This is a genomic window from Chryseobacterium sp. P1-3, assembly GCF_000738495.1.
GTDB lineage: Bacteria > Bacteroidota > Bacteroidia > Flavobacteriales > Weeksellaceae > Chryseobacterium > Chryseobacterium gallinarum.
In genome coordinates this window covers 1-24,585 of the sequence record NZ_JPEQ01000004.1, presented here as the reverse complement: position 1 = coordinate 24,585, position 24,585 = coordinate 1, and the positions used below count along the sequence as shown (strand labels likewise).

Sequence of the window (24,585 nt, the reverse complement as noted above, 5' to 3'; positions counted from 1 at the left end):
GGCCTTTCTATTAGTGAATACAGTAATTTACTTTTTGATTAAGTTTCCTGCTTTCTGTCCATTTACCATTACAACATATACTCCAGGAAGAATATTTGATGGAAGTTGTATTTCCAGTTTATTAATTCCGTCAGCAATATTGACTTTTTCAGAAACCTCTCTTTTTCCCGTTAACCCGATTAATTCCACAGTTCCTTTTCCGGATTTCCCTTCAAATGCTACTGTAAATCTATCTGTTGCCGGGTTTGGACTGATAGTATAAAGCGGAGCATCTGCTGCAATTGCAGTTTTTCCTGCCGGTGAAGTACCTCCACCAACACCTACCGCATTCCAGGCGTTTGTAACCTGAGTCACTTCATTACTTCCTGCTCCATACAGATCTGCTGCTGCCTGAAGAGAATAAGTTCTTGTATTGGCGTAAGTAGAAGAAGAAGTAAGATAAGTAGTCAGGGTTCTATAAGCAATAGCTGCTGCTTTGTCGAGCCCGATTCCCGACACATTATAGGCAAAGCCTTTATCGTTGGTACCTGATCCTCCTGTTACCAGAAGGTAATACCAGAAGTTAAGCACTCCGGAATTGGTATGAACACCACAATAATCGTTAGCTTGACTTGGAAAGGAACAACCAGAAGTGGTTGCTGTTTTCCAATAGGTTCCCATATAGGTATCAGGCTGTCTGTAAGCATTAGGATTAGACATATCCCGGATCACGTAATTGAAGTCTTCTCCTATTGTCCAGCTTGCTTTGGCAGGTCTTGCCCAGCGTTCAATAGTGTTTCCAAAAATATCAGAAAAGCCTTCATTTAACGCTCCTGATTCTCTCTGATAAGCAAGATTGGCCGTTTTGGAAGTCATCCCATGAGTAATTTCATGCCCACAAACATCAATAGCTGTTAACGGTTTACCACCATTGGTTGTAGAACTTCCGTCACCATACAACATTCTTGATCCATCCCAATAGGCATTGAATAAATTGGTTGAATAATGAACATATGATTTGATGGCAAAATTATTATTATCAATACTCTTTCTGCCATATTTCGTATAGTAATAATCCAATGTCATCTCAGCACCCCAATGGGCATCGGTAGCATATTCGTCTTTATTGGTATTTATATTGTTCCAATTATTGTCTGCATCTGTGAAATCTACTGCATTTGCAAAATTGGTCCCTTTCTTCATATTATAAGTTTCGACTGCTGTTCCGCCGTTTCTTCCGGTTTCTCTTAGCCTGTAACTTCCGTTATATGAATCTGTTATAATACTTCTGCTGCCGCTATACACTGTTGTTGCTGTTCCCGGTGTATTTACTTCATGAATAATAGCGTCTGTTCCCAATACTTTCCCATTTTTAGCATCTACAAAAACGTATTGCCTGCTTAATGGTTTTTCTGCATAGATGTCAAATTTATAAGCCAGCTTTAAATCGGCCATATTCTCATCTGAAGGATCTGAATAATATACTAATTCTCCTTTGGGAGCAAAAGTAGCATCAGAGTTGCCTGCTTCTTTTTTAATAAAATCTTCTTCCGTTTTATTTTGCCATTTATAAGCTTCTGCTCCTACAAATGATAAGGCATTTTGTAATGCTATATCTTCAGAAATATTGGCTGCTTTCTCTACAGCTTTAGGAGTATTGAGGATCCATTTACCCGATTGTCCTACTATTTTCCCTCCTTTCGTCTGTACCGCCATCATTCCATATTCTACAGGAATGCCGTTAACAGTTTGCTGAAATCGATGCGTCTCAAAGCCTAATTTATCTTTTTCTGTCCCCAATTTACGGGCTTGCCCGGGAGAAAGTCTCTGAGAAACCTCATCAAATAAAACCGGACTTCCCTGAAAAACAGGACCGTTTTTATCGAATCTCATAAAATCTGAATGTAATCCGCTTTTACCCGGAATCAGTTTGGATGGTCTGTCTTGCCCAAAGACAAAAGAGCTGACAGCAATACCAGCTAGTAAAATAAATTTTGTTTTCATAAAATACCTGTTAATTATTATAACGAATTTATAAATTTTCCACAATGAAAACACTTAAATTTTAAATAAAAATAAACACATTGCTTAAATTATTAAACAAAACACAATGATGATTTTAAAAAGAAATAAAATAATTAAATAAAATTTTAATTTATAAAAATAATTTCAATTAATAAAATCAACTTTAATCAGCACTTTGTGAATTATTTTTTTCGTTATGTAATGCATTACATTTATAAACCTAAAATAGCTGTCTTAACAATCATTTTATCAGTATTCATAAAAAAAACAGACCATCTTTTTAAGACAGTCTGTTCACTTATTTTTATATTTTAAGTTATAATTTATTTTCTGACAGGTGTTCTGAATTCTCCGTAGCCAATCAGTCCATCATAATTCCTTCCAAACGGAGCATAATATAAAAAGGCCTGGTATAAGTTTTCCGTTTGCCAGAAGTTACCGTTTATCTCACCAAAATTAATAGGCCCGTCAGCTTCCTTCGTAGCGAGAATATAGTTATAAAAACCTTGTTTCAGAAAGATTCTGGCTACATACTGCTTATTGGCTGCATCATACTGCATCTGGTTTTCTTTACCCGGTTTAAAATCATTAAATCCTCCCAGAATATAAATTTCTTTATCCACGGGTTCCGAATCAAGATAAAAATGTACCCATGAATAATCTGCTTCACGCTCTGCATCACGCTCTCTTCCTAAGTCATTCCTCCTGTAATACCACGCCCCGTTAACGTCAGGCTGATACTGGTAATTCAGCGGAAAAGCCCATACCGGATGCAAATATGTCTGGTTAACTCCATCTTTTATTTCTGTTGAGCGAACCATATCTGCTGCCATATTCATATTCTTATTATCGAAATAATAAAATTCATTATCTCCCGGGAAAGTAAGGTTCATTTGCTGAAAAAGCAGCTGATTCCCCAAAACAGAGCTCGGCTTCTGATTAAAAATAACCATATTCGGATTATTATTCTGCATCAGGTTTAAGCTGACAGAATTAACATTAGAGGAAAGATCTCCTCCGGCTGAAACAGCTTTTACTTCTACTCTTTGGTTAAGATTAGGCTTTTTGGCATCGGAAATCCTTGAAACATTCAAAGCCATAGAAGCCCCATTTTCCACCATATAGAATCTTCTTTTAAAAAGAGGCTTATCTGCTGAGTCTTTATACACAATGAGTTCAAAATTTCCTGAAATTTTCGGCTGTATTTTATCATTGGGAAAAACCAGCTTGTAATGGGTATAAGCCTGCAGTGTGTTAAATGAATATTGAAATTTATCAAGGAGTCCGTTCATACTTCCATTGGCAAATTCAGTAAAAAACAGATTATCATCATTCCAGTTCCTGTCATAGTGTTTAATAGTGTACCGGTAAATCTCACTGCCATTAGTAAGATCATCAAAGCTTAAAACCAGTTGTTCACCGAACTTGATAACAGGAGTTTCATCGTTCGTCTGTGGATTAAACAGCTGGATGCTCTGGATATTTTGTCCAAAAACCATCCCACCAAAAGAAAGTAAAAGTATTCGCAAAGTTTTCATTATGACGAAGATAACGAAAAATCAGCATTTTCTCAATAATATCGTATTTTTGAATAAAAAATATCGGATATGCTTCAGATTCAAGGCTTCGTATTTAACTTTGCGAGCGAAAACACCTATATTATTTACAACGAAAACAAAAATGCCTGGTTGATTGATCCGGGTAATATGAATGCACAGGAAACCCAGGCCATTAGTAACTTTATTACAGAAAATGGTCTGAAAATTCAGAAAATCCTTCTCACTCATGCTCATATTGACCATGTCTTCGGACTTCAATGGGCTTTTGACACATTCAAAGTCCCTGTAAATATGCATCCGGAAGATCAGGAAGTCCTGGATATGCTGCAGGCCAGCGGAATAAGGTTCGGGATGAATATAAATCCTGTAAAAGTAGATATTGAATATGTAAAAGAAGGAGATGAACTCGATCTGGATGGAGAAAAAATTTAAAATCTATCATGTTCCGGGACACTCACCCGGAAGTGTAGTGTATCATCATGAAAACCAGAAATTCATGATTTCCGGAGATGTTCTTTTTGAAGGAAGTATTGGCCGTACAGATCTGTACAAAGGAAATTATGAACAGCTGATAGAAGGCATAAAAACAAAACTTTTCATATTGGATGGAGATACGCAGGTATTTTCCGGCCATGGGAATCCTACAACCATTGGTTTTGAAAAACAGTATAATCCGTTTTTTAAATAAAAGAGAGTTTGATGTACTGTAATTTTATTGTTCATAGATTGTAAAGATTTCACAGATTTCAAGCGAAAGATTATGCTCACGCAGATTTAGCAGATAACGCAGATTTTATAAGAAAAACATAAAAAGAAACCGCCAGGAAAATTCCGGCGGTTTCATTGTTATAAAGAAATAGAGTTTTAAAAATCTAAAGTAATAGAAGCTCTTGCAGCCGCTCCCATAATAGGCCTTGCCATTCTTATGTTGCTTCCGCCCATGGTTTGAGATCTTGGATCCCCTTCTGTAATCCCAATGGTATTGAAAATATTGGTTCCATCAACTGCAAAACGTATTTTTCCCAGCTGGTAAGACATCCCCGCCCCAAATTCTGTAAAGGACGGCAGAATATTATCTTCCGTATTTCCTTCATTCTGGAATCGTTTCCCATAATAATTCATACTTACATATGCCCTCCATTCTTTAGTGATATTCACTGCCGGAGAAATATTAAAATAAAATTTAGGCATTCTTCTTACTGTATTTCCATCATAATCAAATGTGGAGCCATCCGGATTCCTTCCCCTGAAGTCTTTATATTTTGGATTCTGAATGGTTCCATTGAAAGTGACTTCAAGAATGTTATTGAATAATCTGGTATACCCTTCAATCTCTACCCCAAGGTTGGTAGTATTGGCAAATTTGTTTTCTGAAGTTCCGTCAGAGAATACATCTGTAAATGAAAGGTTTTTAAGAGTGGAATAAAAAGGAATCACCGCAATATCAAAGGTCCGGGAATAATATTTATATCCTATCTCCAGCTGATTGGTCTGCACCGGTTTAATCTGGCTCAGATCTGACATATTATTATAATAAGCTTCCTCATTCGGCGATCTGAAACCATGGGAAAAACGGGCATACAATGCATTTTCCCTGTTGATTTTATAATTGGAAGCCAATGTATAAGAAACTTTATTCACATCATAATACCAGTATGTATACCTGTTTCCCAGAACAGCCATATTATCATCTGCCGTAGTAGTTGCAAAGCTATGGGTACCATCAACTGTAAGACCCGAATTATTAAGATTAGCAGCGGTGGTATTTACACCATATCCTTTATAGTAATCCCTGCTATAGCGCATACCTCCGTTAACACTCCAGTCATCCGTAATAGTATAGTCCACATTCACATACAAATCGTTCAGGCTTCCCTGAATTTGGGAATCTCTGATCAGAAAAGACATATCCGTAACTCCATTATACGTTTTAGAATAGCCGGTATCAGAAGGATTAAGTGAAGTATCAACTAAATTCAACAGCTGCGGGCGGTCCGTAGCCGTTGTCAGGATATTGCTCCAGTTCCAGTATTGATGAGACTTCCAGTTTGATTTATAGAAACCTGCGGTTACGTTCCCTTTATCAAATTTATAATTGAATTGTAAATCATTGACAAAGTTATTCATCTGCTTATCTATAGCCCAGAAACCTAATTTCTGAACATAGGCAGGGTCTACAACTGCTCCATTGCTAACCAATGAATACTGATAATTGGTCATTCCCATCCCTTTGGCAAATTCAGCAGCTGTTTTGGGTGCGCCGGCCGGGAAAATTCCCGTATAGTTCATATCAATATTGGTATATCGTGTTTTGTTTACAACGGTGAAATTATTACCCAGGTCATATTTGAATTCTGCTCCCAGAACATCCATTTTGGGATGAATTCCATTTTCAAGATCCCGGCTGAAGAAACCTCCTCCTGCCTGTGGAATAGTAAGCTGACCGATTGCCCTGTAGCTGTAGGTACCGTAATTGGCATCAAATCCCGGGAATTCTTTCAGCTTATCCCCGTCCTGCAGGAGAGGAACAGGCAGGTAAAATGTATTCCTGTCATCCAGCTTTTTATAATAAACCTTTGCATATCCTTTATCAAAAACATATTTCAGGTTCATTCTGATCTGCCCTCCATTATTGGCTCTAAAACCTGTTTTTCTGATTCCGCTATCGGTTCTGAAGAAACCTCCAACATTGAAAAACAGTTTATCTTTCATCAGCGCTCCTCCAAGATTAAGATCTGTTCGCATGAGCCCATAGGTACCGGTCTCAAGCTTGGCAGTTCCTTTAAAATCGTTGGTCCCTTCTTTCGAAATAAAATTGATAAGCCCTCCCGGAGAATTGGTTGCATAGATGGAACCTGAACCTCCCCGTAATGCTTCAAGGCGGCTTACCGTATTATCTACACGGAAAAAATTGTCTGCATTGGCAAACTGAAGCGCTCCGTCTTCGAAAACCGGAAGACCATCCTCCTGTACCTGTACAAATTCATAAGCTCCGGCTGAAGGAATTCCCCTGGCAAAAAGGTTGTTTCCTACTTCACCTCCTGAAGTTTCCACAGCAAATCCCGGAACCCTCTGCAGCAATGCGGCGGCACTGATTGGATTTTGTTTTTGGATTTCCTTAGCATTAAAGGTTGAAATAGCAGTACTGGATTCTATTTTTTTCTTTGGATTAGAGTTTCCCGTAATCACAATCTGATCGATAGATGAAACCTTCACAGAATCCTGTGGCGTTTCCTGGGCATAAGCGTTATTGAAATACAATGTAGCTGTAGCGGCAATTAAAAAGATTGATTTTTTTTTCATAGCCCTATTTTTTTGTTAGTTTTCAGTTATGTTTCAGTTTTAAATACACTCCATTGGTCCAGCCAAATCCATCCTGATTAGGGTACTCCCCGCCGCCTGCTATTGTTTCGGTGTCTAATGCGTTGTATTTTTCCATCAGTTTTCCGGTATTTTTGTAGACTCTTTCTACGTTCAGGCACCAGTTATTTTTGATTTTTTTTGCCAGCTCATCAAATCCATAATTTTTCATGGCTTTAAAACCCAGCCATTGATAAGGGGCCCAGGCGTTGGGTAAATCCCATTGCTGACCGGTTTTTTGGGTTGTTGTTACAAGGCCTCCCTGGTATAAAAATTTTTCGGAAATGACTTTTGCTACGGCTGCTGCCTGTTTTTCATCTGCAAGCTTCAGGAATAAAGGATAAAGAGCAGCAATATGTTCAGACGGGGTGTTTGTGTTTTTTTTGAGGTGATAATCTTTGTAATTCTCTGTTTTTTCATCCCAGAAGTATTTGTTGATCATCTGTCTGCGCTTTGCTGCTCTTTCAGTAAAATATTTTTCTTTTTCATGAAGACGTAAAAGAGCTGAAGATTTTGCCAAAGTGGTCTCTAAATGCCATAAAAGGCAATTCAGATCTACTTCCGCCAGATTCAGCGTTTCTATCGTCTGTATATTTTTTCCGTCTGCAAACCATCTGCTGGAAAAATCCCAGCCTGATTCACAGGCACTTCTTATATTTCTGTAAAACTCTTCTCCTGATGTATTTCCGCCATCTTCAATATCAATCAGGTAACTTTCAGGACGCGGGGTATTTTCAGCATCATAATACCGGTTCAAAAGATCTCCTTCTTTGGTTTTTACTACTCTTTTAATGCTTGCATCATTGGTAAGCCATTCTTCTCCATTCATCCAGAAATCATATTCCTTCTCCAGCGTATCATAATATCTGGTATAGACGTTTTGGTCTTCTGTAGTTTCAGAAAGCAGATCCAGCATCAAAGAAAAATAAGGGGGTTGTGAACGGCTTAAAAAATGAGTTCTGCTTGCATTAGGAACAAAGCCTATATTTTGGATCAGATAAGAACAGTTTTCCACAATATTTTCCATCATTTCTATTCTTCCTGAAACCTGTAATCCCAGCATGATAAAATAACTGTCCCAATAAAAAAAACTCATTGAAACGTCCTCCCGGAACAATATAGGGTTTAGGTAATTTTAAAAGGGTTCCTTTTTCTTTGTAAGCCGTACGGGTCAGTTCATCCCATAGCTTCTCAATATGCTCTTCAATAGGAAGGTGATCCTGTTTCTGGATAAAAACTTTTGCTCCTAAAAAATCAAAATGGGCCATTACAAAATCTTTCAGGTCAAATCCTTCTGTCACTTTACTTTCTTCATATTTGGCATTGATTTCAGCAACCGGAAATAACGGGACGGCATCGGTCATCATTTTTTGATCTTCAAAGATTTCTGATCTTTGTACATCATCAAAAAGAGTTTGGATTTCGTTGATATAAAATTGATTATTCATTTTATTTTTCAGGATTGATTTTTAATTTGTTCATGAAAATGGCTGATGTGATGAGTAATGAAAGAGGGATCAGCGAAAGGTAAAAACGCCTGCTGCCCGCTAAATTCCTGAAACACAAAACCGGTAATAACAGAGCCTATGGTTCCTCCGATGGCAGAAAAAAACAACAATCAGTCCGGACATGGCGCTGTGTAAATATTTGGGGATTGAGGCCAGAATCACAGAATTGATACTGGGATAAATAGGGGCCAGCAAACCTCCCATCAAAGGAAATAAATACACAACCAAAGGGGCATTCAGCCAATTGGTATTGATGTCTATATGAATATTGTGAGTCAATGGTAAAACCAAAAGTAAACTAATAGCAAAGCCTGCCACACAAAAGGAAACCACATAGATCCAACTGAATTTTTTGGAAAAAAAACCGGATAAGAATCTTCCCAATGCAAAAGCTCCTGCCAGCACAGCCCCGGCCTGAATACTCATTGAAGTCGGTAGTTTTAAAATTTCTTTGTAGAAGGTAGGTGTCCATGTCTGGAAACTTTGCTCTACCAGCACAAAAAGAAAAGCACATAACAGAAAGCAAAGTACTTTTTTATAACTGAACAGGCTTGCACTGTTTTTTAAATCTCCCAACAGATCAGTTTTCCCGCTTTTTGCTTCTTTTTCATTCAACCTGGAAAAGAATAAGAATAAAAATGACAATGTGGAAAGCGCTCCCAAAACCCAATATACATTTAACCAATGAGTAGATTTCGGATTATGGTCATCAATGTATAGGCTGAATAAAACATTTCCGGCTAAAACTCCGATCATGAAAAAGCCTTCCAAAAACCCCATAAAACTGGAATGTTCTTTATCCGTACCTGTCACTAAACCAATCGAGGTAAATACTGAAATTTTAATCAGGGCAAAAGAAATTCCCACAATGGTAAATAATAGTTTGAAAAACCAAAAATCATTGGCAAATGGCATCACAAAGCACATACAGCTTACCAGCAGCAAAGCAATCAGCATGGAATTTTTAATGCCTATTTTAGGGAGAAATGAAGCAAGAATGAAAGAACATATGGCAATCGGAAGATCTTTAAATCCTTCCAATACACTTGCAGAAGATTTTGAAATTCCAAAATTCTGCTGTACCTGTAAAATAACCGTTCCTACAGAATTCAGAAGGATGGCGAAAACAAAATAATTTAAAAATAAAACTGCCTTTATATTGAAATTGTTCATTCAGAGTATTTCTTACCGGCTAAGATAGAGGCATTTGGCTTAACAATAATTTAACACAATAAATGAATCTTTGAACTATATTAATATAATTACTATTTTTAGTGAATAAATATGATTAACTAAATGAAAGTTACTTTTGAAAGGGTTATTCCTGATGAAAAAAGCTCTTTCCGTATGATCCATAACAACTCTCCCATTTCAGAATTTAAATGGGAATATCATTATCATCCTGAAATTGAGCTGGTATGTGTCATTTCTGGGAGCGGAACACGTCATGTAGGATACCATAAAAGTAATTATACGCATGGAGACCTGGTATTAATCGGCAGCAATATTCCCCACTCGGGATTCGGGCTCAATTCTATTGATCCGCATGAGGAAATCGTACTTCAGTTTAAAGAAGAAATCCTTCAGTTTCCCCAGCAAGAGGTAGAAGCAAGATCCATCAAAAATTTATTGGAGCTTTCAAAATTCGGGCTCCATTTTCACCACAAGGTAAAAAAAGCAATGCTTCCCAAACTAAAGCTTATGCTGGAAACGGAAGGATATAAAAGATATTTGCTCCTTCTTGAGATTCTTTTCGAACTGTCACAATGTAAAGATTATGAACTTCTGAATAAAGAAATTATGCCTTACACCATTATTTCAAAAAATAAAACCCGTCTTGAGAATATTTTCACCTATGTGGAGCATCATTATGATAAGGAAATTAATATTGAAGAGGTGGCCAGGCTGGCTAATCTTACTCTTCCTGCTTTTTGTAATTTTTTTTAAAAAGGCTACACAAATCACTTTTACAGAATTTGTCAACCGCTACCGGATCAACAAAGCCTGTCTGCTGATGGCACAGGATAAAACCATTTCAGAGTGCAGTTATAGTTGTGGTTTCAATAATGTGACTTATTTCAACCGAATGTTTAAAAAGTATACAGGAAAAACACCATCAGAATTTATTAAAAACTATTCTGATGACAAGATAAATGTTGATTTGAAAATTGATAGTGAAGTTAAAAATAAAGCTAATTTTTAATGAATCCCATCTATAAAAGTAATTTTATGGAAAACCGTAAGGGTATGAAACTAACATAGATTATTTTCGAAAAAAATAATTTACTAACAATTTAAAATTACAATGATGGCAATTAGAATCACATGTATCAACAAAGACAATGGTTTTCATGAAAACCCAAACTTAGCAATTACTTATTTAGGATGGATTGGTGAAGATGGAAATACAGGTAAAAGCACAAGGTTAGAAATTTACAATTGGATCAAAAACAAAAAAGGAGAAGCTTATGTTGCTGACATCTACGGAAACAGAGCAAAAGTTATCACTGCTGAAACGTACAATGGTACTCAATATTTAAAAACTGAAGCTGATCATTCAACAAAAAACAATTTACTATCGCTTCCTGAATGTAATTAAACCTAATGTAAAAAGCTGTTCGCGAAGGAACAGCTTTATAATATTCATTGAAAATGAGAGAATGTAAAAATAATTTTAACTTTAACTCTCCGTTTTCAATGTAAAATTATTTCCATTTTATATTACATCCCATGCTTGGTCTCTGAATTTCTTCCTGAGGCTCACCTGCCAGAAGGTTTTCAAAAGCAATAATCAAATCTTCTCCGGTTACATCCTTATTGTTTCCGGGTCTTGAATCGTCCATCTGTCCCCTATAGATAAGGTCTAATTTATCATCAAAGAAATAAAAATCAGGGGTACAAGCTGCATCATATGCTTTTGCTATTGCCTGGCTTTCATCAAATAGGTATGGGAAATCAAATCTTCTTTCGATTTGAAATTCAATCATTTTTTCAGGAGAATCGGCCGGGTATTTTTCGATGTCATTGGAATTGATGGCAATGAACTCTATTCCTTTATCGTTATAATCTTCGTACAGTTCATTAATTTTATCAATCACGTGAAGAACAAACGGACAATGGTTGCACATGAAGATAACCAATGTTCCTTTTTCTCCTTTCAGTTCTTCCAACGACTGAAGTTCATTCATTTTTGACGGGTTAGGAAGCTCAAAAAAGGGAGCTTTTGTTCCCAGTGCCAACATATTAGAGGGGGTGTTCATATCCTATTTTCTTTGGTTACAAAGATAAAAATTTCTTTGGTTTTATATGGTAAGATGATATTAGTTATCCAATTATCAAAAAGCAACTATGATACGGCTTTCATTTTTTTATACTTCAGCTGTTTAATTTTCAATCCAGGCTCAATACTCCAAAATAGCTTCCCCACTCCTTTTCCCAGGCTCCAAACATTTACTTTTATCTTTTTATTACCTTTCATTAAATGTTAAAGTCTCAATATCATTTGGAAGATATCTTAAAAAAGTTTGTAGTTTTGCTAACACCGTTAGTAAAAAATATCATGGGTCTACATGAACGCCGTCAAAGAGAAAAAGAATCCATCCGTGCAAATATTTTGCAGGCTGCCTTTTCTTTGGCTAAAACTGAGGGCTGGGGATCTCTTTCTATGCGTAAAATAGCAGACGCTATTGAATACAGCGCACCGGTAGTATATGATTATTTTGAAAATAAGGAAGCTATTTTATTTGAAATTTCTCTGGATGGCTTTCATAAATTACATATAGAATTATTAAAAGCTCAGCGGAAATATGATACTCCGGAAGAGCAACTTGTAGCTATTGTAGATGCGTACTGGAATTTCGCCTTTAAAAACAAGGAATATTACCAGTTGATGTTTGGATTGGGGATGCAATGCTGTGGAAAAGGCCAGATGAAAAAGGAATTTTCATCCTTCCAGGAACTGATTTATGAATGCACCTACGAGATCATTAAGAAAAACGGGTCTAATACAGATAATGCATGTCATATGTCCCACGCCCTGTTTTCTGCTGTACACGGTATGATTTCGATTATGATGATGCGTACTGCAGATATTCCTTCTACAATGAATAAAACGGCTTTGGATGAAACAGTTTCATCTTTTATTAAGTCTTTATAAATTTTTTTTTGAACTAAAAATTAACAGCGTTAGGAAAATTAACACATGGTTAATTAAAATATTCAGTTAAAACAATTAAAATAAAAGCAGGTATGCACAACTTTTTTTTACCAATTCAAAAGGTAAAGGTAAACATTTTTCTTTTATAAATTAACACCGTTAGGAAATATAACGCAGATACACCTTATCTTTTATACATATATCAACATTAAAAAAATGACTTCAATTATGAAAACTAGTGATTTGACCGGACATTAAAGATTTTATAATTTTTTTTGAACAAATTATTAACACTGTTAGGAAAAAAAACAGCATTTATTAGAAAGAAACATTACTTATCTCTAACACTTTATTAAAAAAATTAAACCAAAATGAAAATACCAGGAAAAACAAGGTTTATTGTACTTATTGCAAGTATAATTCTTTTACAAAGCTGCACCAAGGCTGCGGAAGGTTCCAATGCCGCGCCACCAGCTCCTGAACTTCCGGTTTATACCGTTATCACATCTCCTGCAACTACCTATCAGGAATTTCCTACTGCACTGGAAGGAAAAAACAATGTGGAAATCAGATCTCAGGTAGACGGATATCTGGATAAAATCTACGTAGAAGAAGGAGCGTATGTAAGAGCCGGACAGCCCTTATTTAAAATAGACTCAAGAAGCTATGGTGAACAGATGAATATGGCTCAGGCTAATCTTCAGGTTGCCAATGCCAATATTGAGAAAGCAAGAGTGGAAGTGGACAGGCTTCAGCCCTTAGTGTCTGCTAAAGTCGTTTCGGATGTGCAGCTTAAAACGGCAAAAGCCAATTATGCAGCAGCAGTTGCCGCCGCATCCCAGGCAAGAGCTTCTGTAGGAAATGCAAGGATCAATGTAGGGTTTACAACCATTACAGCTCCTGTAAGCGGATACATCGGAAGAATTCCTTATAAAAAAGGGAGTCTGATTTCCAGAACAGATCCTAATCCATTGACATTACTGTCTGACATCAGTGAAATTTATGCGTATTTCTCTTTGAGTGAACTTGATTTCATTGCTTTCCAGAATAAATATCCTGGAGCATCCTTAGAGGAGAAGCTGAAAAATATGCCAATGGTAGAGCTGGTAATCGCTGATAACAGTATTTATCCTGAAAAAGGAAAAATGAGCATTGTAGACGGACAGTTTGATAAAACCACCGGAGCGATCAGTGTACGTGCGGTTTTTCCTAATGCTCACGGAACTTTAAGAACCGGAAATACAGGAAGAGTACGTATGCCGCAGCTGATTTCCAATGCAGTGGTTATTCCTCAGGAGTCTACCTTTGAAATTCAGGATAAAACCTATGTTTACGTCTTAGGAAAAGATCAGAAAGTAACAAGTAAACCGATTAAAATTTCAGGAAAAACGGACAGTTATTACTTTATTTCTGAAGGGCTGGCTCCGGGAGAGAAAATCGTTTACACCGGAATAGGAAATCTCAAAGACGGAGCATCTATCCGTCCCAAGACCATTTCTTCTGATAGTTTATTAAGAGCAAAACCTTTGTAATAGATTTTAATACACTATTTAAAAACAGTCTGAACTTTAATTATTTCTTACCCTTAAGGTATTGGAAGGGATCAGCACCTGTTCGTTCAGTTCAGGTAAGTTTGTGAAAACTTCCCAGATGCTGATGGATTCGGATTCTAATGTTTAAAAAAGTTCAGACAACATAAAAAAAATAAACTTCTTATGTTAAAACAATTTATAGAAAGACCGGTACTTTCAACGGTCATCTCCATAATCCTTCTATTATTGGGAGCACTGTCTCTCTTTAATCTGCCGATTGCTCTCTTCCCGGACATTGCTCCGCCGAGTGTACAGGTAACCGCTTTTTATCCGGGAGCTAATGCAGAGGTAGTGGCCCGTTCTGTGGCAACCCCTATTGAAGAAGCCGTGAACGGAGTTGAGAATATGACTTATATGACCTCCAACTCCAGTAATGACGGTACCATGACGCTAAGCGTATACTTCAAACAAGGATCTGATCCTGACAATGCTGCCGTTAATGTACAGAACCGTGTATCGAAGGCAATGAGCCAGCTTCCCCAGGAGGTGGTACAGGCAGGAATTTCAACACAGAAAGTCCAGAACAGTATGATTATGTTTATGGGTCTAACCAGCAATGATCCTAAACAATATGATGAACTGTTTTTACAGAATTACCTGAAAATTAACGTTATTCCTCAGATACAACGTATTCCCGGAGTAGCACAGGCCCAGGTATTCGGAACAAGAGATTACTCTATGAGAATCTGGTTAAAGCCTGACCGTCTGGCTGCCAATAACCTTTCTCCCCAGGAAGTTCTTAACGCTATCAAGGATCACAACCTTGAAGCAGCTCCCGGCCGCCTAGGGCAAGGAAGTAAGGAAACTTATGAGTATATTCTTAAATATAAAGGAAAACTGAACAAAGGTGAGGATTATGAGAATATAGCCATTAAAGCCAATAATGACGGTTCATTTTTAAGGTTAAAAGATGTGGCAAGGGTAGAATTCGGTTCTTATACGTATACTGCGACAAACAGGGTAGACGGAAAACCCGTTGCTGGTTTTGCCATTCTACAAACGGCAGGATCCAATGCGAATGAAATCCTTACTGAAATTGAAAAACAGGTGGATGTACTCTCTACTACCCTGCCTAAAGGCGTGGAACCTATTATCATGTATAACTCGAAAGATTTCCTGGATGCCTCCATTCATCAGGTGGTGGAAACGCTTGTTATTGCTTTCATTCTGGTATTCATTGTGGTATTTATTTTCCTTCAGGATTTCAGATCTACATTGATTCCGGCCATTGCGGTTCCGGTAGCTATTATCGGTACGTTCTTCTTCCTTCAGCTGTTTGGATTCAGCATTAATATGTTGACCTTATTTGCCCTGGTACTGGCAATTGGTATCGTGGTAGATGATGCCATTGTAGTCGTAGAAGCAGTTCATTCCAAGATGGAGCAAACGGGAATGCCTGTAGAACACGCTACCATGAATTCGATGAGTGAAATTTCCGGGGCGATCATTTCCATTACGCTGGTGATGTGTGCGGTATTCATTCCGGTAGGTTTTATGCAGGGACCTGCAGGAGTTTTCTACAGACAGTTTGCCTTTACACTGGCTATTGCCATTATGATTTCAGCCATTAATGCATTAACATTAAGCCCGGCTTTATGTGCCATTTTTCTGAATGATCCTCAGGGAGAACATGGTGAACACGGCCACAAAAAAGGTTTTGGAGCAAGATTTTTCAATGCATTTAATGCAAGCTTCAATAGCATGACCAAAAAATATATTTACAGCCTTAAGTTTTTAATTAAAAATAAATGGGTGGCTATTGGTGGTCTTGTTGTGATTACTGCTGCAAGTATTTTTATGATCAAAAAAGCCCCTTCAGGATTTATTCCTACAGAAGATCAGGGATTTGTATTGTATGCGGTAAACACTCCTCCGGGAAGCTCACTGGAAAGAACACACAGAGCGACAGAACAGATTGATAAAATTATTAATGGCGAAAAGGCAACCAACCACTTGTGGGTAGCGGACGGAATGAACTTCATCAGTAACGCCAACGCGTCTCCTTATTCTGCAGGTTTTATTAAGCTTAAAGATTATGATAAACGCGGTGAGATGAAAGATCCTGATCAAATCGCTGCAACGCTTACTGGAAAGGTAAGCCAGGTAAAAGATGCCAATGCATTCTTTTTCAACTTCCCTACTGTACAGGGATTCGGTAACGTTTCCGGTTTTGAATTCATGCTTCAGGATAAAACCAATGGCTCTTTTGAACAATTGGGTACCACCACCCAGGCATTCATCGGTGAATTGATGAAACGTCCGGAGATTGCGTTTGCCTTTACCACTTATGCTGCAGGAAATCCCCAATATACCATTGATGTAGATGCAGATAAAGCTAATCAGCTGGGAGTTTCTGTAACAGAACTGATGCAGACAATGCAGATTTATTACGGAAGTAGCTTTGTTTCAGATTTCAACAGGTTTGGTAAATATTACAGGGTAATGGCCCAGGCTGATATTCCTTATCGTACGGATATTAACTCCCTGGAAGGAATCTATGTAAAGAACAAATCCGGAGAGATGGTTCCCGCTAAAACACTGGTTACCTTAAAAAGAACTTTTGGACCTGAAACAGTGACCCGGAATAACCTGTTTAATGCCGTAACCATCAACGGAACTCCTAAACCGGGATATAGCACCGGGGATGCCATTAAAGCAGTAGAAGAAGTGGCCAAACAGTCCCTTCCGAGAGGTTATGGTTATGAATGGACAGGAATTACCCGCGAGGAAATCAAAACAGGCGGACAAACCGTGTTTATCTTCCTGTTGAGTATTTTGTTTGTATACTTCCTGCTGGCAGCTCAATATGAAAGTTATATCCTTCCGTTTGCCATTATTCTTACCATTCCGACAGGGATCTTTGGGGTATTTGCTTTCACAGGCCTGGCAGGAATAGATAACAATATCTATGTACAGGTCGGGTTGATTATGCTTGTTGGGTTATTGGCCAAAAATGCCATCCTGATTGTAGAATTTGCTGTTCAGAGAAGAAAAGCAGGAAAATCGTTAATTGAGTCAGCCCTTCAGGCTTCAAGATTACGTTTAAGACCTATCCTGATGACTTCTTTTGCCTTTATCGTAGGGATGCTTCCATTGGTATGGACACAAGGTGCATCAGCAAAAGGAAATCATTCCATTGGATACAGTACTGTGGGAGGAATGCTTACAGGAGTATTATTCGGAATTTTCATTATTCCCGTAATGTACGTAATCTTCCAGTATCTGCATGAAAAAAATGCCGAGCAGAAAAAAAGAAAAAGACTTCTGAAAAAACAAATGGAAGAAGAACTTTTAGCTTCTACTATTAATTAAATAAGAAAAAGAAATTTATATCCAAAAAACATAAAGATTTTTATAACACTTAAGTTATTTTTTACGCTAAAAGCTTGAACAAAAAAGTACACATAACTTTAGAAAATCACAGTTTTCTTATCCACAAACATCTATGCAAATCTGTGTAATCTGTGGTTAAAGAAAGAAAACAAAAAGGTCACAAAACTTGAATGTTACTTAGGTTAACTGTGGTTAAAATCTCAATTTTTTGCATAATTAAAGGTCTATCAAACAAAAACTATGAAAAGAGTAAAAAATATTATTATAACATTTGCACTGGCTATAGGTTCCGTTTCGTGTGTGTCAAAACTGGCATACACGGAACCTGAGCTTCCGCTTCCTGAAAAATTCCAGTATACGGCAACAGCAGATACAGCAAGTATTGCCAATCTGGAGTGGAAACAATTTTTCAGCGACCCTATTTTACAGGAGTTGATTGAAAAAGGAATCAGAAACAATTATGATCTTCAGATTGCTTTGAAACAAGTGGCTGCTTCCCAGGAAAAACTGAAGCAGGCCAAATATATGCAATATCCCGATGTAGGTTTCGGAGTTTCAGGACAGATTTCAAAACCTTCCAAAAACAGTATGAACGGGCAAAGTTTAAATCTGTTTTTAGGGCAAAATCATGTTGAAGATTATAATGCTGCTTTCAACCTCTCCTGGGAAGCTGATATTTGGGGAAAGATTAAAAATCAGCAGGAAGTTTCAAGAATGCAGTATCTTCAGACTTATGAAGGTTCAAAGGCAGTTCAGACTCAGGTGGTGGCTGCAATTGCCCAGGGATATTATAATCTGTTGATGCTTGACAGACAATTAGCCATTGCCAAATCTAACCTTGAGCTGAGCAGCAATACACTACTGATCACACAAAAAATGTGGGAAAGCGGAGATACCACTTCCTTGGGGGTCCAACAAGCTTCTGCTCAAAAGCAGGCTACCGAGCTCCTGATTTCGCAATTGGAGCAGAATATTGCGATTCAGGAAAATGCATTAAGTATTTTAGTGGGTGAGACCCCTAACAAGATCAACAGGACAATTGAGATGTCCGACACTTCCCTACCCCGGAATATTTCTGCAGGACTTCCGGCAGCTATGGTCAGCAGAAGACCTGATGTACGTCAGCAAGAACTGGTCTTACTTGAATCAAATGCGATGGTAGGAATTGCCCAGGCCAATATGTATCCTGCTTTAAAGATTACGGCCAATGGAGGGGTCAATTCATTTAAATTTGACAACTGGTTCCAGATTCCCGCCTCATTATTCGGTTCGGTTTTAGGAGGAATCACACAACCTATTTTTCAAAAAAGACAGTTGAAAACGGATCTGGAGGTAGCCAAAATACAAAGAGAAAAAAATGTACTGGCTTTTCGTCAGTCTGTTTTAAATGCTGTAGGTGAAGTTTCTGATGCTTTGGTTTCTAATGAAAATCTGAAAGTCCAGGAACAAAAAGCTTCCGAACAGGCAGCAACGTTGAAAGAAGGGATTAAAAGTGCCCAACTTCTTTACAAAGGAGGTTCAGCCAATTATCTGGAGGTGATTACCGCACAGGGAAATTCTCTTCAGGCGGAATTGAACCTTGCTTCCATTAAAAGACAGAGATTAAGCAGCATTGTAGATTTATACAGAGCGCTGGGTGGCGGTTGGAAGTAGTAAATTAAATTATATTGTTTGAATGCGGTTCGTTTGGGCCGCATTTTTAATGTGATCATTATTTCGGAAGCTGTTCCGTAATCCATTGAATCAGCTCTTCAAAATCCTTTTGGGAATAGCCTAGCTGCAAATAGTGAATATCATTGGCCTTACGATACCAGGTCAACTGACGCTTAGCATATCTGCGGCTGTTTTTTTTAATTTCGGAAACTGCGAAATCAAGATCCCATTCCCCTTCAAAATATTTAAATAGTTCGGAGTACCCTACCGTATTTAAAGCAGTTAGCCCTTTGAATTTTTCAAGACCTTTTACCTCATCCAATAATCCTTTTTCCATCATCATATCTACCCGGCGGTTGATCCTGTCATACAGTTCTTCTCTCGGGGCTTCAATTCCGATCCGGATTACATTAAAGTCCCTGCCATCCTGCGAAACAGCAATATGCTCAGAATATTTTTTATCCGTCTGCCAGATAATATCGATTGCCCTTAACAGCCTTCGGTGGTTATGAATATCCACTACACTATAATATTCGGGATCAAGTTCTTTCAGTATTTCCTGAAGTTTTTCAATTCCCTCTTCTTCCATGATTTTCTGAAGTTTTTCCTGATTTCCGGCATTAGCTTCAGGCAGATCATGCAGTCCTTCAATCACAGCTTTTTCGTACATCATGCTTCCCCCCCACGAGAATAACTGTATCATGATTCTTGAAAAGTCCGTTGATTTTTTGCAGGGCGTCTTCTTCATATTGCCCGATAGAATAATATTCCTTTACAGAAAGATTTCCGATAAAATGATGAGGTGCTTCAGCCAGTTCTTCTTCAGAAGGTGCGGCTGTTCCTATTTTCATTTCTTTAAAAAACTGGCGGGAATCACAGGAAATAATTTCTGTATTGAAATGCTGAGCCAGATCAATTGCCAATCTCGTTTTACCAATCCCGGTGGGCCCTACTACTGAAATCAGGTTTTTCATCAGTTCACGTTCATTTTTTATCGGTCAGGTGTAATATTTACAGATTTCACAGTGCTAATTTAAATGTTTATCTTTGTAGAACAATAAAAAACTATGATTTTATCAATGACCGGCTTTGGTAGAGCCGAAAACGTTTTTTGAAGGAAAAAAAATAACTATAGATATTAAATCATTGAACAGCAAGAGCTTTGATTTGAATATTAAAATTCCTTTACGTTATAAAGAGAAAGAATTTGAAATCAGAAAAATTCTTAACGATAGAATTATCCGTGGAAAGGTAGATTGCTATATCAATCTGGAGAATCTGGAAGAATCCACTGATGTAAAAATTAACAAGACTCTGATTGATTCATACATCAATGAACTTCGGGCCATTGCCGCTGACGGTCCTGATTTCGAATATCTGAAAATGGCGGTAAGACTGCCTGATGCCATAACCTCAAGACCTGATGAACTGACGGAAGGCGAATGGGAAATGCTGGCTTCCATAGTGAATACGGCTATTGATCGCTTTGAGGAATTCAGAAGAACCGAAGGAAGTATCCTTCATGAGGAACTGAACAGAAACATTCAGAATATTGATAAATATCTGGGAGAGGTAATTCCTTTTGAAGAAGAAAGGATCATCAGTGTGAAAGAACGCTATCAAAAGTCCCTGAAGGAATTTGAAAATGTTGATGAAACCCGTTTTTACCAGGAAATGGCTTACTTTACGGAAAAACTTGACATTTCAGAAGAAAAGGTAAGACTTGCCCAACATTTAAAATACTATAAAGAAGTAATGGACAATGAATCTTTCAACGGTAAAAAGCTGGGCTTCATTTCTCAGGAGATCGGAAGGGAAATTAATACTTTAGGTTCCAAGGCCAATCATGCAGAGATCCAGAAGCTGGTAGTAATGATGAAAGATGATCTGGAAAAAATTAAAGAGCAAACATTAAACGTATTATAGCCCATAGACCTCAGGATAAGAGATCCTTCCTGGCTCTTTTATCTGAAAATCTCTAATCTAAATGGATAAAGTAATTATATTTTCAGCGCCATCAGGGAGCGGAAAAACGACATTGGTAAAACATTCTCTGGAAACATTTCCTGAACTTGCTTTTTCAATTTCCTGTACAACAAGACAGCCAAGAGGAAATGAAGTGCATGCAGTAGATTATCATTTTTTAACACCCGAACAATTCAGACAAAAAATTTCAGAAGGTGCTTTTGTAGAATATGAAGAAGTGTATACTGACAAATACTACGGTACTTTAAAATCTGAAGTAGAAAAAATCTGGAATCAGGGAAAAGTTGTTATTTTTGATGTTGATGTAAAAGGAGGAATTTCTTTGAAAAAATATTTTGGTGAAAAGGCCTTGTCCATTTTTATAGAGCCGCCTTCCATCGAAGAATTGGAACGAAGATTGATTTCAAGAAATACAGATGATGCGGAAACCATTAAAACCCGTGTAGAGAAAGCAGAAGAAGAAATGTCTTATGCGGGAGAGTTTGACAAGGTTGTTATTAATACAGATCTTGATGTAGCCAAAAAAGAAATAGAAAGTTTAATAAAAAATTTTATCAGTAACTAACGGCTGGAAGATGGAAGCCGGAAGATGAAAGTAATAAATACTCTCAAAATCTAACTTCTGATCTCTAACCTCTAACTGATCATAAAAAATTGAGGTTGATATGAGTACCGAAACATTAGAAAAAGCTAAATCTGCCATTCCTGTAAAAGGATTTCTGGATATCAAAGATATTGCAATTCCTCAAGGGGAAGAACTGGTGAAAGCCATTCTGAAACTTAAAGAAGAAAAGAATGCTGTCATTCTTGCCCATTATTATCAGCCGGGAGAAATCCAGGACATCGCTGATTTCCTTGGTGATTCTTTACAACTGGCAAGACAGGCTAAAGAAACGAACGCAGATATGATTGTATTCTGTGGCGTTCACTTTATGGCAGAAGCTGCCAAAATCCTGAATCCAACTAAAAAAGTAGTTCTTCCGGATACGATGGCCGGATGCTCCCTGGCAGACGGATGCTCCGGAGAAGGATTAAGGAAAATGCGTGAGCAATATCCCAACGCTTTAGTAGCTACCTACATCAACTGTAATGCTGAAACTAAAGCTGAAAGTGACATCATTGTAACCAGTTCAAATGCTGAAACAGTGATTGAAGCACTACCTAAAGACAGACCAATCATTTTTGCACCGGATAAAAACTTAGGAAGGTATTTATCAAAAAAAAACCGGACGTGATATGATCTTATGGGACGGAAGCTGTATAGTACACGAAGCATTTTCAATGGAGAGAATTGCCAAACAATTGGCTGATAACCCTGATGCCAAACTGATTGCACATCCTGAAAGTGAAGAAGCAGTCTTGAAACTGGCCCACTTTATCGGTTCCACATCTGCTTTGTTGAACTATGTGGAAAAAGATGATTGTCAGAAATTCATTATCGCAACAGAAGAAGGGATTCTGCATGAAATGAAAAAACGGGCTCCACACAAAGAATTAATTCCGGCACTGGTTTTTGATGAAAGCTGTAACTGCTCAGAGTGTTTTTATATGAAACGCAATACCATGGAAAAATTGTATTTATGTATGAAATATGAGCTTCCTGAAATCCTTATTGATGAAGATTTAAGATTAAAAGCATTGAAACCGATTGAAGCCATGCTTGATCTTTCAAAAAGCATAAAATAGACAAAAAGCACTGCTTGACAGTGCTTTTTTATTTTGATTCATGATTAAAGTAAAGGAGCATAACAAGTGCCTCCCGGTTTTCTCCAGCATCCCCAGGCTCCTCCTCCACGGAAACATACATAAGCTGCACCACCGCATGCTTCAATCTGAATATCAGTGAATCCACCATTAATATTCATCTTTTCTACTCTAGAAAGCTTTTTAAAATTTTTCATAATAATAGAATTAGATAAGTATTTTTTTTATATTCAAAAATGAACTTCTCTTTATTCAAAACAAAGCTTTAATTAACAGGTGTAGCTATTTTGTTAATAAGTGTATTATTTTAGAAGCCTTATGTAATCATACCATTTAACAGGAAAATAGAACTCTGCACTTCCTTCAAACCAACTTCCGCCATCAGCTGGCATATTCTATCACCGTCAGATATGGATTCTTATGATAATAAACCTCCAATACATCTACTTGTTTCTCCATTTGCCGGGTAATCTTCTGAACCGATTCTTCCGTTTCCCTGATAATGATAACAAACTTTTTTACTTTTTCTATTTCACTGGGTCCTACATGAAAAGTCACCATAGAAATCCTTCTTCTTGAAAAAATAGCGTTGATCCTGCCGATCAGACCTAAATAATCCTCCGTATATGCCGTTATGGTATATTCTTTATGTTCTGTTCTCATTTTTTCCTTTTTAAAACGTAGCACTTAATACAATTTCTGAAATACTTTTCCCCTGGGGAATCATTGGAAATACATTGTGTTCCTTTTTAGTTATTACCTCCAGAAGGAAAGCACCTTTATGATCAAGCATCTCATGAAGCGCCTCTTTCAGCTCTTCCCTCTGAGCTACTTTCCTTCCCTGAATTTCATATCCCTTTGCTACCTGAACAAAATCCGGACTCTGGATATCAACAGACGAATATCTTTCTTCATGAAACAGCTCCTGCCATTGCCTTACCATTCCCAGGTAACCATTATTAAGAATTAAAATTTTCACATCAGAATGGTACTGCATAATGGTTCCCAACTCCTGGATATTCATCTGCGCCCCTCCATCTCCCATTACTGCGATAACGGGGCGCTTGTTTACAGCATAGGTAGCTCCTATGGCAGCCGGAAGACAAAATCCCATCGTTCCCAATCCCCCACTGGTAATATTAGTCCGGGGATGATTAAACCGGGAATATCTGCAGGTGATCATCTGATGCTGTCCTACATCGGTTACAATAATAGCCTCACCGGCTGTTATCTCATTAAGATACCGGATGACTTCTCCCATGGTAATCTCCCCTTCTTCAGGATACAATTCATAATGAATCAGATTGGAGTTTTCAATTACATAGTAATCTTTAAATCTTTTGTGCCATTGCGGATGTTCCTTCTTTTGAACTAATGCTGTGAGAAGCGGCATTGTATGTTTACAATTTCCAAGAACAGGCACATCTGCCTTTACATTCTTATTGATCTCAGCCTTATCAATATCCAGGTGAATAATTTTTGCCTGTTTAGCATATTCATCCAACCTTCCCGTAACACGGTCATCGAAACGCATTCCCACTGCAATCAGGACATCGCATTCATTGGTAAGGACATTGGGACCATAATTTCCGTGCATCCCTACCATCCCAACCGCCTGTGGATGATCCGTAGGGATTACCCCCATTCCCAATACCGTCCAGGCAACGGGAATCCCTGATTTTTCAGCAAATTCTAAAAATTCCTGTTCTGCTTTTCCCAGCATAATTCCC

18 protein-coding genes and 4 pseudogenes are annotated in these 24,585 nt (G+C 37.7%); 11 read left to right on the top strand and 11 right to left on the bottom strand.

What is annotated here, in order from left to right; genetic code table 11:
- Positions 1-27: 27 nt before the first annotated feature.
- Both HX13_RS02840 and HX13_RS02835 read right to left on the bottom strand, forming a co-directional pair.
- Positions 28-1,983 (bottom strand): M4 family metallopeptidase, encoded by a 1,956-nt coding sequence (locus tag HX13_RS02840; RefSeq protein WP_050019832.1) that lies wholly within the window; start codon positions 1,981-1,983, stop codon positions 28-30.
- 344 nt (positions 1,984-2,327) lie between these two features.
- A complete protein-coding gene (locus HX13_RS02835) occupies positions 2,328-3,542 on the bottom strand; it encodes a DUF5103 domain-containing protein (RefSeq protein WP_050019831.1) in 1,215 nt (404 codons plus the stop codon).
- A gap of 69 nt (positions 3,543-3,611) precedes the next feature.
- Here HX13_RS02835 and HX13_RS02830 point away from each other — a divergent pair.
- A pseudogene (locus HX13_RS02830) lies at positions 3,612-4,251 on the top strand (MBL fold metallo-hydrolase).
- 176 nt (positions 4,252-4,427) lie between these two features.
- Here HX13_RS02830 and HX13_RS02825 read toward each other — a convergent pair.
- The 4 genes from HX13_RS02825 to HX13_RS02815 all read right to left on the bottom strand — a co-directional run bounded on the left by HX13_RS02825 (position 4,428) and on the right by HX13_RS02815 (position 9,604).
- A complete protein-coding gene (locus HX13_RS02825; protein WP_050019830.1) occupies positions 4,428-6,866 on the bottom strand; it encodes a TonB-dependent receptor in 2,439 nt (812 codons plus the stop codon).
- A 22-nt stretch (positions 6,867-6,888) separates the two neighbouring features.
- Positions 6,889-7,986, bottom strand: coding sequence for an alpha,alpha-trehalase (locus HX13_RS02820; RefSeq protein ID WP_262483476.1), 1,098 nt, complete (start codon positions 7,984-7,986; stop codon positions 6,889-6,891).
- Positions 7,892-8,371 carry a trehalase family glycosidase gene (locus HX13_RS25285; RefSeq protein WP_262483475.1) on the bottom strand — a complete coding sequence of 160 codons (480 nt, stop codon included), beginning with the start codon at positions 8,369-8,371 and terminating at the stop codon, positions 7,892-7,894. The genes HX13_RS02820 and HX13_RS25285 overlap by 95 nt, the downstream gene beginning before the upstream one ends.
- Positions 8,372-8,470: 99 nt before the next feature.
- The gene (locus tag HX13_RS02815) at positions 8,471-9,604 is read right to left on the bottom strand and encodes an MFS transporter (RefSeq protein WP_238554985.1); all 1,134 of its coding nucleotides are present in this window, start codon (positions 9,602-9,604) and stop codon (positions 8,471-8,473) included.
- A gap of 123 nt (positions 9,605-9,727) precedes the next feature.
- On the opposite strand from HX13_RS02815, the gene HX13_RS02810 reads away from it, so the two are divergent.
- The 3 genes from HX13_RS02810 to HX13_RS02805 all read left to right on the top strand — a co-directional run bounded on the left by HX13_RS02810 (position 9,728) and on the right by HX13_RS02805 (position 11,030).
- Positions 9,728-10,378 carry an AraC family ligand binding domain-containing protein gene (locus HX13_RS02810; protein ID WP_238554984.1) on the top strand — a complete coding sequence of 217 codons (651 nt, stop codon included), beginning with the start codon at positions 9,728-9,730 and terminating at the stop codon, positions 10,376-10,378.
- On the top strand, positions 10,287-10,634 hold the full coding sequence (locus HX13_RS23220; protein WP_316931223.1) for a helix-turn-helix transcriptional regulator: 348 nt from the start codon (positions 10,287-10,289) through the stop codon (positions 10,632-10,634). The genes HX13_RS02810 and HX13_RS23220 overlap by 92 nt, the downstream gene beginning before the upstream one ends.
- Positions 10,635-10,736: 102 nt before the next feature.
- Entirely contained in the window at positions 10,737-11,030 is a 294-nt protein-coding gene (locus tag HX13_RS02805) for a DUF3892 domain-containing protein (protein ID WP_050019829.1), read from the top strand.
- Positions 11,031-11,136: 106 nt separating this feature from the next.
- Here HX13_RS02805 and HX13_RS02800 read toward each other — a convergent pair whose 3' ends face one another.
- Entirely contained in the window at positions 11,137-11,691 is a 555-nt protein-coding gene (locus HX13_RS02800) for a thioredoxin family protein (RefSeq protein WP_050019828.1), read from the bottom strand.
- 272 nt (positions 11,692-11,963) lie between these two features.
- Between HX13_RS02800 and HX13_RS02795 the strand changes: the two genes are divergently transcribed.
- From HX13_RS02795 to HX13_RS02780, 4 genes are all read left to right on the top strand, one after another.
- Positions 11,964-12,587: a TetR/AcrR family transcriptional regulator gene (locus HX13_RS02795; protein ID WP_238554982.1), complete on the top strand. Its 624-nt coding sequence runs from the start codon at positions 11,964-11,966 to the stop codon at positions 12,585-12,587.
- 371 nt (positions 12,588-12,958) lie between these two features.
- The gene (locus tag HX13_RS02790) at positions 12,959-14,119 is read left to right on the top strand and encodes an efflux RND transporter periplasmic adaptor subunit (protein ID WP_050019826.1); all 1,161 of its coding nucleotides are present in this window, start codon (positions 12,959-12,961) and stop codon (positions 14,117-14,119) included.
- 183 nt (positions 14,120-14,302) lie between these two features.
- Positions 14,303-17,491 carry an efflux RND transporter permease subunit gene (locus HX13_RS02785; RefSeq protein WP_050019825.1) on the top strand — a complete coding sequence of 1,063 codons (3,189 nt, stop codon included), beginning with the start codon at positions 14,303-14,305 and terminating at the stop codon, positions 17,489-17,491.
- Between the two features lie 261 nt (positions 17,492-17,752).
- Positions 17,753-19,165, top strand: a complete 1,413-nt coding sequence (locus HX13_RS02780) for an efflux transporter outer membrane subunit (protein ID WP_050019824.1) — start codon at positions 17,753-17,755, stop codon at positions 19,163-19,165.
- Between the two features lie 58 nt (positions 19,166-19,223).
- Here HX13_RS02780 and miaA read toward each other — a convergent pair.
- Positions 19,224-20,139: pseudogene (gene miaA / locus HX13_RS02775) on the bottom strand (tRNA (adenosine(37)-N6)-dimethylallyltransferase MiaA).
- 93 nt (positions 20,140-20,232) lie between these two features.
- Between miaA and HX13_RS02770 the strand changes: the two are divergent.
- The 3 genes and pseudogenes from HX13_RS02770 (at position 20,233) to nadA (ending at position 22,837) form a co-directional block, all read left to right on the top strand.
- Positions 20,233-21,091, top strand: a pseudogene (locus HX13_RS02770) (YicC family protein).
- Positions 21,092-21,152: 61 nt separating this feature from the next.
- A complete protein-coding gene (gene gmk, locus HX13_RS02765; protein WP_050019823.1) occupies positions 21,153-21,716 on the top strand; it encodes a guanylate kinase in 564 nt (187 codons plus the stop codon).
- 100 nt (positions 21,717-21,816) lie between these two features.
- Positions 21,817-22,837 (top strand): annotated as a pseudogene (nadA, locus tag HX13_RS02760) (quinolinate synthase NadA).
- 44 nt (positions 22,838-22,881) lie between these two features.
- On the opposite strand, the gene HX13_RS22380 reads toward nadA, so the two are convergent.
- From HX13_RS22380 to HX13_RS02750, 3 genes are all read right to left on the bottom strand, one after another.
- Positions 22,882-23,052, bottom strand: coding sequence for a bacteriocin-like protein (locus tag HX13_RS22380; RefSeq protein WP_157837399.1), 171 nt, complete (start codon positions 23,050-23,052; stop codon positions 22,882-22,884).
- A gap of 184 nt (positions 23,053-23,236) precedes the next feature.
- Positions 23,237-23,518: an ACT domain-containing protein gene (locus HX13_RS02755; protein ID WP_050019822.1), complete on the bottom strand. Its 282-nt coding sequence runs from the start codon at positions 23,516-23,518 to the stop codon at positions 23,237-23,239.
- A 10-nt stretch (positions 23,519-23,528) separates the two neighbouring features.
- Positions 23,529-24,585 (bottom strand): thiamine pyrophosphate-binding protein (locus HX13_RS02750; RefSeq protein ID WP_238554981.1); only part of this gene is annotated, 1,057 nt, incomplete at its 5' end.

What these genes read in the sequence shown, in the direction of transcription:
- HX13_RS02840 (WP_050019832.1), bottom strand. Translation starts at nt 1,983, where the DNA reads ATGAAAACAAAATTTATTTTACTAGCTGGTATTGCTGTCAGCTCTTTT.
- HX13_RS02835 (WP_050019831.1), bottom strand. Translation starts at nt 3,542, where the DNA reads ATGAAAACTTTGCGAATACTTTTACTTTCTTTTGGTGGGATGGTTTTT.
- HX13_RS02825 (WP_050019830.1), bottom strand. Translation starts at nt 6,866, where the DNA reads ATGAAAAAAAAATCAATCTTTTTAATTGCCGCTACAGCTACATTGTAT.
- HX13_RS02820 (WP_262483476.1), bottom strand. Translation starts at nt 7,986, where the DNA reads ATGCTGGGATTACAGGTTTCAGGAAGAATAGAAATGATGGAAAATATT.
- HX13_RS25285 (WP_262483475.1), bottom strand. Translation starts at nt 8,371, where the DNA reads ATGAATAATCAATTTTATATCAACGAAATCCAAACTCTTTTTGATGAT.
- HX13_RS02815 (WP_238554985.1), bottom strand. Translation starts at nt 9,604, where the DNA reads ATGAACAATTTCAATATAAAGGCAGTTTTATTTTTAAATTATTTTGTT.
- HX13_RS02810 (WP_238554984.1), top strand. Translation starts at nt 9,728, where the DNA reads ATGAAAGTTACTTTTGAAAGGGTTATTCCTGATGAAAAAAGCTCTTTC.
- HX13_RS23220 (WP_316931223.1), top strand. Translation starts at nt 10,287, where the DNA reads ATGTGGAGCATCATTATGATAAGGAAATTAATATTGAAGAGGTGGCCA.
- HX13_RS02805 (WP_050019829.1), top strand. Translation starts at nt 10,737, where the DNA reads ATGATGGCAATTAGAATCACATGTATCAACAAAGACAATGGTTTTCAT.
- HX13_RS02800 (WP_050019828.1), bottom strand. Translation starts at nt 11,691, where the DNA reads ATGAACACCCCCTCTAATATGTTGGCACTGGGAACAAAAGCTCCCTTT.
- HX13_RS02790 (WP_050019826.1), top strand. Translation starts at nt 12,959, where the DNA reads ATGAAAATACCAGGAAAAACAAGGTTTATTGTACTTATTGCAAGTATA.
- HX13_RS02785 (WP_050019825.1), top strand. Translation starts at nt 14,303, where the DNA reads ATGTTAAAACAATTTATAGAAAGACCGGTACTTTCAACGGTCATCTCC.
- HX13_RS02780 (WP_050019824.1), top strand. Translation starts at nt 17,753, where the DNA reads ATGAAAAGAGTAAAAAATATTATTATAACATTTGCACTGGCTATAGGT.
- gmk (WP_050019823.1), top strand. Translation starts at nt 21,153, where the DNA reads ATGGATAAAGTAATTATATTTTCAGCGCCATCAGGGAGCGGAAAAACG.
- HX13_RS22380 (WP_157837399.1), bottom strand. Translation starts at nt 23,052, where the DNA reads ATGAAAAATTTTAAAAAGCTTTCTAGAGTAGAAAAGATGAATATTAAT.
- HX13_RS02755 (WP_050019822.1), bottom strand. Translation starts at nt 23,518, where the DNA reads ATGAGAACAGAACATAAAGAATATACCATAACGGCATATACGGAGGAT.